Genomic DNA, 8,873 nt, shown 5'->3' on the forward strand with positions numbered 1-8,873 from the left:
TTCTCCAGAAATATAATTAAACTGTAAGTGGCACATTACCGCCACCTAGCACATGCACATGAATATGAAATACTAACTGACCGCCATCTTTACCTGTATTAATCAGCGTTTTGAAACCAGCCAAACCTTGCTCTTTTGCAAGTTTCGGTGCGAGTAAAAGCATTTTGCCAAGCAAAGCTTGATCATGCGCTTCACAACTGGCTAGACTTTCAATATGCAGTTTGGGAACAATTAAAAAATGTACTCTAGCAGATGGATTAATGTCATGAAAGGCAATGACATCGTCATCTTCATAGATTCTCTTTGCAGGAATACTGCCATCGACTATCTTACAAAAAATACAATCAGCACTCATTATTTTGAGCCCTCTTCTACTCTAGAAGCCTTTTCTACCAAGCCTGAGAGGCCTTCACGTCTTGCCAACTCATCCAATACGTCTTGAGGCTTTAAACCTGCCTGTGCCAACATCACCAAAGTATGGAACCATAAATCTGCAGTTTCATAGATGAGATGCTCATTATCGCCATTCTTCGCGGCAATAATAGTTTCAGCGGCTTCTTCTCCAACTTTCTTAAGTATGCTATCCATGCCTTTGGCATATAACTTAGCCACATAAGAAGTTTGTGGATCTGCACTCTTGCGCTGCTCCAATAATTCCGCCAAGCGATTTAATGTTTCACTCACTTTTTTTAACTTCCGTGTATATTTCGTCTGGGTTTTTAATAACAGGCTGATCTACAAGCCACTCGTCATTTTCAAGCTTTTTAAAAAAACAGTTATGTCTTCCAGTATGACAAGCAATACCACCGACTTGTTCTACATTAATCAGAATGACATCTTCATCGCAGTCTAAACGAATCTCATGCACACGTTGTACATGACCTGACTCTTCACCTTTACGCCATAATTTATTGCGCGAACGTGACCAATACACAGCTTGCTTAGTGTCACTGGTCAATTGCAAGGCTTCGCGATTCATCCAGGCAAACATGAGTATGCGCCCCGTGTCATGTTCTTGCGCGATGACGGGTACAAGACCGTTTGCATCCCAACTAACGTCATCTAACCAACTCAAAGTCTTACCTCAATACCATTTTTCTGCATATACTCTTTGGCTTGTTTAACTGTATATTCACCATAGTGAAAAATACTCGCAGCCAGTACGGCATCTGCGCCGCCTTCGTTCACACCATCAACCAAATGCTGCAGATTTCCCACGCCGCCAGAAGCGATAATCGGCACATCTACAGCATTTGAAATAGCTCTATTTAATGGGTTGTTAAAGCCAATTTTTGTGCCATCTCTATCCATACTCGTGATTAACAATTCACCAGCGCCTAGTTGAGCCATATACTCAGCCCATTTCACAGCATCCAAGCCAGTGGCTTTGCGACCACCATGAGTAAACACTTCCCACTCAAAAGGTTGGTTATCTACTTTTTTAGCATCAATCGCAACTACAATACATTGCGTACCGAATCGACTTGCCGCATCTTGCACCATCTGCGGATTGAGCACTGCAGTAGTGTTAATACTAACCTTATCTGCACCAGCATTTAATAGCCTACGCACATCCTCAACTTCACGCACCCCGCCGCCAACCGTTAATGGTATAAAAACCTGAGAAGCGACTTTTTCAATTATATGTAGAATCAAACCTCGATTATCTGAGCTGGCAGTAATATCTAAAAATGTGAGTTCATCAGCGCCTTGGTCATCGTAGCGTTTAGCAATTTCAACAGGGTCGCCCGCATCGCGTAACTCTAGAAAGTTAATGCCTTTAACTACGCGTCCGTCAGTCACATCTAGACATGGAATAATGCGTTTAGCGAGCACTTAATTCATCTGCCAGTTGTTGTGCCGCAGTAAAATCCAACGTACCTTCGTAAATTGCACGACCAGTTATCGTTCCAATAATACCTTCTGCCGCTACGGCACAAAGCTTACGTACATCGTCTAAATTAGTCACGCCACCAGAAGCAATCACTGGGATTGTTAGCGCTTGGGCTAAAGCGACAGTCGCTTCAATATTTACGCCAGTTAACATGCCATCACGACCAATGTCGGTATAAACGATCGAGCTAACGCCATAGCCTTCGAATTTTTTCGCTAAATCAATCACATCATGACCTGTCAGTTTTGACCAGCCATCCACAGCGACTTTGCCTTCTTTTGCATCTAACCCAACGATAATTTGACCAGGAAACGCATCACAAGCCTCATGCAAGAAACCTGGGTTTTTTACCGCTGCTGTGCCGATAATCACATAGTCAATGCCGTTATCTAAATAACGCTCTATCGTTTCAAGGTCGCGAATACCGCCGCCGAGTTGAATAGGTATTTCACCACCAACCGCACGAACAATAGATTTAATAGCGGCTTCATTGACAGGTTTACCTGCAAAAGCGCCATTTAAATCAACTAAATGTAAGCGTTTACCACCACTATCTACCCAATGGCGCGCCATGGCACCTGGGTCTTCAGAAAATACAGTGGATTCTTCCATTAAGCCTTGTTTTAGTCTTACACAGTGGCCGTCTTTAAGATCAATTGCTGGGATAATTAACATAATGATTTGATATTGATTTATTTGATAAAAATTGAAATGAAGTGATTAAAAAATATGGTAAAAATAACTTCAAGCTTACCTTTATTTAAGGTAACCAGTTTACGAAATTGCTTAACATTTGCAAGCCTGCCGTTGCACTTTTTTCTGGATGAAACTGCACTGCGAACAAATTATCCCGTGCTATCGCGCTTGTAAATCGTTTGGGATACTCGCTATAAGCACCGACAATACGTGCATCATCAGGCTGCACATAATAACTATGCACATAGTAAAAACGCGCACCGTCTTCTATATTGTTCCATAATGCATGCGCTTCCGACTGTTGGTTTTGATAGACCTGATTCCAACCCATATGCGGCACTTTTAACTTTGCACCATTCTCATCATGCATTTCAGTTGCAGCAAAGCGCTTAACACTGCCTTTAAACAAGCCTAATCCAGCAGCATCGCCTTCTTCAGAATGTTCAAATAGCATCTGCAAACCGATACAAATACCTAGAAATGGTTTATTGTTGGCTGCATGCATCACTGAATTGCGCAAGCCTCTAGCATCTAATTCGCGAATACAATCTGGCATCGCACCCTGACCAGGGAACACGATGCGTTCGGCATTCGCTATTTCGACAGGGTTGCTGGTCACCAGTACATTTTTATTCGGTGCGACATGCTCTAGTGCTTTAGACACTGAGCGCAAATTGCCCATGCCATAATCAACCACTGCTATATCAATTTTTTTCATACTACTATTTTCATGGGTTTGCCACTCAAGCATTACAAGGCTTGTGCTTTATAAACTTCCTTTGGTAGATGGCATAATGCCTGCCATGCGCGAATCTAACTCAACAGCTACACGCAATGCACGGCCAAACGCTTTAAAAATCGTTTCGGCTTGATGATGCGCGTTATGGCCCTTTAAGTTGTCAATATGCAAAGTAACATTGGCATGATTTACAAAGCCTTGGAAGAATTCATGGATTAAATCAACATCGAATTCACCTATTGAAGCGCGCGTGAATACACAACCAAACTCCAAGCCTGGTCGCCCAGAAATATCTAGCACCACACGTGACAAAGCCTCATCCAATGGTACATAAGCATGCCCATAGCGTCGTATGCCTTTTTTATCGCCTATCGCCTTAGCGAACGCTTGCCCAAGGGTAATGCCAATATCTTCAACAGTGTGATGAGCGTCAATGTGCAAATCACCTTTAGCGTTAACGCTAATATCCATCATACCGTGACGGGCAATTTGGTCTATCATGTGATCTAGAAAGCCTAAACCAGTGCTGAATTGTGAAACGCCAGTACCATCTAAATTAATAGCGACTGTGATTTGTGTTTCTAAGGTATTTCTAACTACTTCTGCAGAGCGCATATTGAATCACTTAAGCTAAAATTGCATATAAATTGATAAGTAAATATTTTAACCTAAACCAGATGCTATTGGTCTTTTTGAAGGCATTAAAGCGAACAACATTCTATATTTATTAAATAACCTCTCATAAATAATAGCCCTTAATAAAAGAACAAAGCCCAGCAAGATAACAATATCTTAACTAGGCCTCATATTCATCAGCTTACGCTAACTACTTAATTACATTTTTATCACTTAGCTGACGTATCAACTAAGTGATTGCAGTAATCAATAATTATTTAGCAGCTTCTGGTGCAACTTCTGCAGCAGAAGCCGCTTCTGGAGCTGGTGCAACTTCTGCAGGAGCAGCTTCAACAGCTGGTGCCGCTTCCGCTGGCGCAGCTTCTACAGGAGCTGTTGCAGCCGGAGCTTCAACAGCTGGTGCTTCAGTAGCTTCAGGTTTTTTGCCACCTAGCAAAGTAAATAATAATACTAAAACTGCAGCACCAATAATCCATGGTAAGAATTTCTTAGCACCACCAGCACTAGCATTAGCACCGTGAGCGATTGCTGTAATTTCGGCAGCAGCGGCAGCAGGGTCAGCAGCACCGTAAATAGCAGCACCAGCTACAATGATTGTTGCGCCAGCATCTTTAACTTGTTGTGTTGTAGCAGCTTTAACACCGCCAGCAACTGAAATATCAACGCCCAAGTTCAATGCAGCAACCATACCTAAGTCATTGAATGGTGTTTGACCAGCAGCTTGTTGATCCAAACCAGTGTGAACGCCAATGATGTGAGCGCCTAATTTAGCCACTTCAATCGTACGTGCTTTTTTATCAGCAACGTTGATCAAGTCAACTTGAGCTTTTTTGCCGTATTTGTTAGCAACATCAATTACACCTTTGATTGTACCAATATCAGCAGTACCTAGAACTGTACAGATGTCAGCACCAGCTTTGTAGAATGGCTCAGCTTCATAGAAACCAGCATCCATTGTTTTTAAGTCAACCAAAATTTTGTTATTTGGGAACTTAGCGCGCAAAACTTCTAACAATTTGATACCGTTATGCTTAATGCATGGTGTACCAATTTCCAAAATATCTACGTGTGGAGCAACTTTGGTTGCTAAGGCGACGGTACCGTCGAAATCTAATGAATCTAAAGCCATTTGGGTTTGAGCCATGCTACATCCTCCAACTAAAAATAAATCATAAGTGACTTATTTAGATTAAAAATACAAAGTGAGTTAATTTTTTATTTGTGTAGAAACACACACATTTCGCGATAATAACACGCACTTAATGTGAAATTAAAAACTTTTTTTGCTTATTTTTAATGTTTTGCTGATTTTCTAGCATTTCATCACTGAAACGATGCGGATAATACTGATTAAGCTAGCTTTTTTATTTGCCTAAGCAGCTAAAAGTAGCTCGGTCAGTGTGTCGATAAGTGCTTTTGACTGAGCATCAGTCCCAATGGTAATACGCAAATATGGGGCTACACGACTTGGTGATTTAAAATGACGCACAATAATATTTTTCTGACGGAGCAAGGCGGTCAGCTCTGCACCATCTTTAACTCGATGTTTAGCAAAAATAAAGTTTGCACCTGATGGCAATATCTCAAAACCCAACTGCGTTAAATCTTTAACTAGCGCTTCACGTGTTGTAATGACTTTGCTGCATGTTTCTTCAAAATATGCAGTGTCTTGCATAGCGGCAATCGCGCCCGCAGAGGCGAAACGGTCGATTGGGTAAGAATTGAAGCTATCTTTTACACGCATCAAAGCTTCGATTAAATCTTGATGGCCCAAGGCATAGCCAACACGCAAACCAGCTAATGAGCGAGCCTTAGACAAAGTATGTGTCACCAGTAAATTAGGGTAAGTATTAATTAAGCTCACTGCAGACTCGGTACCAAAATCAACGTACGCCTCGTCAATCACTACAACTGACTGCGTATTCTTTTTTAGCAGCTTTTCAATGCTCGCTAACGATAGTGGAATGCCTGTAGGCGCATTCGGATTTGGAAAAATGATGCCGCCATTGGGCTGATCGTAATCATCAATGTTGATTGAAAAGTCTTCCGCTAAGGGAATTGTTTGGTATTCAATGTCATACAGGCCACAATATACTGGGTAAAAACTGTAGGTAATATCAGGGTACAACAATGGTCGGCTATGCTTTAACAATGCTTGAAACACATGCGCCAATACTTCATCTGAGCCATTACCGACAAACACTTGCTTAGATTGCAATTGATGCGCGTCAGCAATCGCGGCTTTAAGTGCATCTGAGTTAGGGTCTGGATATAAACGCAATGAATCTGCCGCTTCAAGCTTCAGCGCTGCTATCACCTTAGGACTTGGACCATAAGGGTTCTCATTGGTATTGAGCTTCACTAGGTTATCTAATTTAGGCTGCTCACCTGGTACGTAAGGCGTAAGCTTGTGTACAACATCACTCCAAAATTTACTCATATTGGTTTAGCTTTTTAACCTATACTCAGCTGACCTAGCATGCGCTTGTAAGCCTTCGCCATACGCCAAAGTCGCGGCCACTTTGCCTAACGTTTGTGCGCCTTCAGCTGACACCATGATTAGGCTTGAACGTTTTTGGAAGTCATACACACCTAGCGGCGATGAAAAACGTGCTGTACGCGAAGTTGGCAACACATGGTTTGGCCCTGCGCAATAATCGCCAAGCGCTTCACAGGTATTGCGCCCCATAAATATAGCGCCAGCATGCTTGATGGTTTTACTGAATGCTAAGGGCTCATCCATTGACAATTCTAAATGCTCTGGTGCAATGTAGTTACATATTGCAGCCGCTTCTGCTAAATCACGCACTTGAATCAGTGCACCGCGGTCTGTTAATGAAGTGCGAATAATGTTTTTACGTGGCATTTCTTCAACTAATTTTAAAATGCTTGCGTTCACTTTATCTAAGAAGTCGGCATCTGGACTTAATAAAATGGCTTGCGCTAATTCGTCATGCTCGGCTTGGCTGAATAAATCCATCGCCACCCAATCAGGGTTAGTTTTGCCATCGCAAATCACTAAGATTTCAGACGGGCCAGCCACCATATCGATTCCGACAACACCGAATACACGGCGTTTAGCGGCAGCTACATAAGCATTACCTGGCCCAACCACTTTATCAACCTGCGGCACTGTTTCAGTACCGTAAGCTAAAGCACCGACGGCTTGCGCACCACCTAGACAAAATACGCGATCAACGCCAGAAATCGCAGCAGCAGCTAATACCAACTGATTACGCTCGCCATTTGGCGTAGGTACCACCATGATAAGCTCTTTAACACCTGCCACTTTGGCTGGGATTGCATTCATCAACACAGAAGATGGATAAGCCGCTTTACCACCAGGTACATATAAACCAACACGGTCTAATGAAGTGACTTGTTGACCAAGCAATGTGCCATCGGCTTCGGTATAACTCCATGAAGACATCAGTTGTTTTTCGTGATAAATACGTACACGATCAGCGGCGGTTTTTAAAGCGTCTCGTTGCTCAGTTGGCAAGCCATCTAAGGCGGCAGTTAACTCTGCTTGGCTAATTTCTAACTCAGGCAAACTAGTTGCATTCGTTTTATCAAAGCGATTGGTGTATTCTAAAACTGCTGCGTCTCCGCGTTTTTTTACATCTTTAAGAATATCAGCCACGACGATATCAATATTGTCATCTTGCGCAGTTTCAAAGGCTAATAAGGCTTTTAGATTGCTCTCAAAATCTGCGTCTGTAGTAGAAAATCGTCTTATATTCATGCTGTTGACCTATGTTTAATCTAAATACTATGTTCTGGAAGCAATCGCGTTTGTAAACGCATCCATGATTGGCTGAATTTTACCTCTATTCAGTTTGAGTGAGGCTTGATTTACAACAAGTCTTGAGCTGATTTCACCAACTTCTTCTACTGCTTTGAGGTTATTCGCGCGTAAAGTTCCACCTGTACTGACTAAATCGACAATCACATCCGCCAAACCCACTAATGGGCCTAGCTCCATTGAGCCGTAAAGCTTAATCAGGTCTACATGCATACCTTTGGCGGCAAAGTGCTCGCGCGCCGTTTTCACGTACTTAGTGACGACCTTTAAACGCGCACCACTTCGAATTGATGCGAAATAATCAAAGTCTTCACGCACTGCCACCATCATTTTGCATTTTGCGATTTGCAGGTCAATTGGCTGATATAAACCATCGCCGCCATGCTCATCAAGCACGTCTTTACCAGCAATGCCTAAATCAGCCGCCCCGTATTGCACATAAGTTGGCACATCGCTAGCACGAACAATAATCAAACGTACATCTTCACGATTAGTGCCAATTATCAGTTTGCGTGATGATTCAGGATCTTCCGCAGGGTGAATACCCGCAGCAGCTAATAACGGCGTGGTTTCTTCAAAAATACGACCTTTTGAGAGGGCAATGGTAATCATGTTTAAACTCGTTTTACGTTTGCACCAAGTGCGTTTAGTTTTGCTTCTAAGTGTTCATAACCTCGGTCTAAATGGTAGATGCGTTCAATCACAGTTTCTCCGCGAGCAACCAAACCAGCTAACACTAAGCTAGCAGAAGCACGTAAATCTGTTGCCATCACGGTTGCGCCATCTAAGAACTCAATCCCTTTGACTAGCGCGGTATTGCCATCAATACTAATATCAGCACCCATGCGCTGCATTTCTTGCACGTGCATAAAACGATTTTCGAAAATAGTTTCAGTAACTTTTGCTACGCCTGCGGCAACCGTGTTTAGCGCCATAAACTGGGCTTGCATATCCGTTGGAAAAGCTGGGTGGGGGGCAGTGCGAATATTCACCGCTTTAAGCTTACCATCACTTTTAACAGTAATACTATTTGCATCACTCGTTACGGTTGCACCCGCATCTCGTAATTTTTCAATGACGGCATCTAGCAGATCGGCACGAGC

General features: G+C 42.7%; 11 protein-coding genes and 1 pseudogene. All 12 read right to left on the reverse strand.

Annotated elements, in window-relative coordinates; translation table 11 throughout:
- Positions 1 to 16: 16 nt before the first annotated feature.
- On the reverse strand, positions 17 to 355 hold the full coding sequence (locus PSU78_RS08250; protein ID WP_300386924.1) for a histidine triad nucleotide-binding protein: 339 nt from the start codon (positions 353 to 355) through the stop codon (positions 17 to 19).
- Positions 355 to 684, reverse strand: a complete 330-nt coding sequence (locus PSU78_RS08255) for a phosphoribosyl-ATP diphosphatase (protein WP_300386926.1) — start codon at positions 682 to 684, stop codon at positions 355 to 357. Before PSU78_RS08255 ends, PSU78_RS08250 begins: the two co-directional genes overlap by 1 nt.
- Positions 677 to 1,075 carry a phosphoribosyl-AMP cyclohydrolase gene (gene hisI, locus PSU78_RS08260; RefSeq protein ID WP_300386928.1) on the reverse strand — a complete coding sequence of 133 codons (399 nt, stop codon included), beginning with the start codon at positions 1,073 to 1,075 and terminating at the stop codon, positions 677 to 679. The genes PSU78_RS08255 and hisI overlap by 8 nt, the downstream gene beginning before the upstream one ends.
- Positions 1,072 to 1,836: an imidazole glycerol phosphate synthase subunit HisF gene (gene hisF / locus PSU78_RS08265; RefSeq protein ID WP_300386930.1), complete on the reverse strand. Its 765-nt coding sequence runs from the start codon at positions 1,834 to 1,836 to the stop codon at positions 1,072 to 1,074. The genes hisI and hisF overlap by 4 nt, the downstream gene beginning before the upstream one ends.
- Positions 1,826 to 2,569, reverse strand: a complete 744-nt coding sequence (hisA, locus tag PSU78_RS08270) for a 1-(5-phosphoribosyl)-5-[(5-phosphoribosylamino)methylideneamino]imidazole-4-carboxamide isomerase (RefSeq protein WP_300386932.1) — start codon at positions 2,567 to 2,569, stop codon at positions 1,826 to 1,828. Before hisA ends, hisF begins: the two co-directional genes overlap by 11 nt.
- Before the next feature lie 85 nt (positions 2,570 to 2,654).
- The gene (gene hisH / locus PSU78_RS08275; protein ID WP_300386934.1) at positions 2,655 to 3,308 is read right to left on the reverse strand and encodes an imidazole glycerol phosphate synthase subunit HisH; all 654 of its coding nucleotides are present in this window, start codon (positions 3,306 to 3,308) and stop codon (positions 2,655 to 2,657) included.
- A 48-nt stretch (positions 3,309 to 3,356) separates the two neighbouring features.
- Complete coding sequence (gene hisB, locus PSU78_RS08280; RefSeq protein ID WP_300386936.1) at positions 3,357 to 3,944, reverse strand: imidazoleglycerol-phosphate dehydratase HisB; 588 nt, start codon at positions 3,942 to 3,944, stop codon at positions 3,357 to 3,359.
- Between the two features lie 274 nt (positions 3,945 to 4,218).
- On the reverse strand, positions 4,219 to 5,109 hold the full coding sequence (gene hxlA / locus PSU78_RS08285; RefSeq protein ID WP_300386938.1) for a 3-hexulose-6-phosphate synthase: 891 nt from the start codon (positions 5,107 to 5,109) through the stop codon (positions 4,219 to 4,221).
- Between the two features lie 228 nt (positions 5,110 to 5,337).
- Entirely contained in the window at positions 5,338 to 6,405 is a 1,068-nt protein-coding gene (gene hisC / locus PSU78_RS08290; RefSeq protein WP_300386940.1) for a histidinol-phosphate transaminase, read from the reverse strand.
- 6 nt (positions 6,406 to 6,411) lie between these two features.
- On the reverse strand, positions 6,412 to 7,710 hold the full coding sequence (hisD, locus tag PSU78_RS08295) for a histidinol dehydrogenase (RefSeq protein WP_300386942.1): 1,299 nt from the start codon (positions 7,708 to 7,710) through the stop codon (positions 6,412 to 6,414).
- A gap of 27 nt (positions 7,711 to 7,737) precedes the next feature.
- Positions 7,738 to 8,382: an ATP phosphoribosyltransferase gene (hisG, locus tag PSU78_RS08300; RefSeq protein WP_300386945.1), complete on the reverse strand. Its 645-nt coding sequence runs from the start codon at positions 8,380 to 8,382 to the stop codon at positions 7,738 to 7,740.
- 2 nt (positions 8,383 to 8,384) lie between these two features.
- Positions 8,385 to 8,873, reverse strand: a pseudogene (locus tag PSU78_RS08305) (UDP-N-acetylglucosamine 1-carboxyvinyltransferase); the annotation flags it as partial.

It is taken from the genome of Methylotenera sp. (assembly GCF_029945705.1).
Classification (GTDB): domain Bacteria; phylum Pseudomonadota; class Gammaproteobacteria; order Burkholderiales; family Methylophilaceae; genus Methylotenera.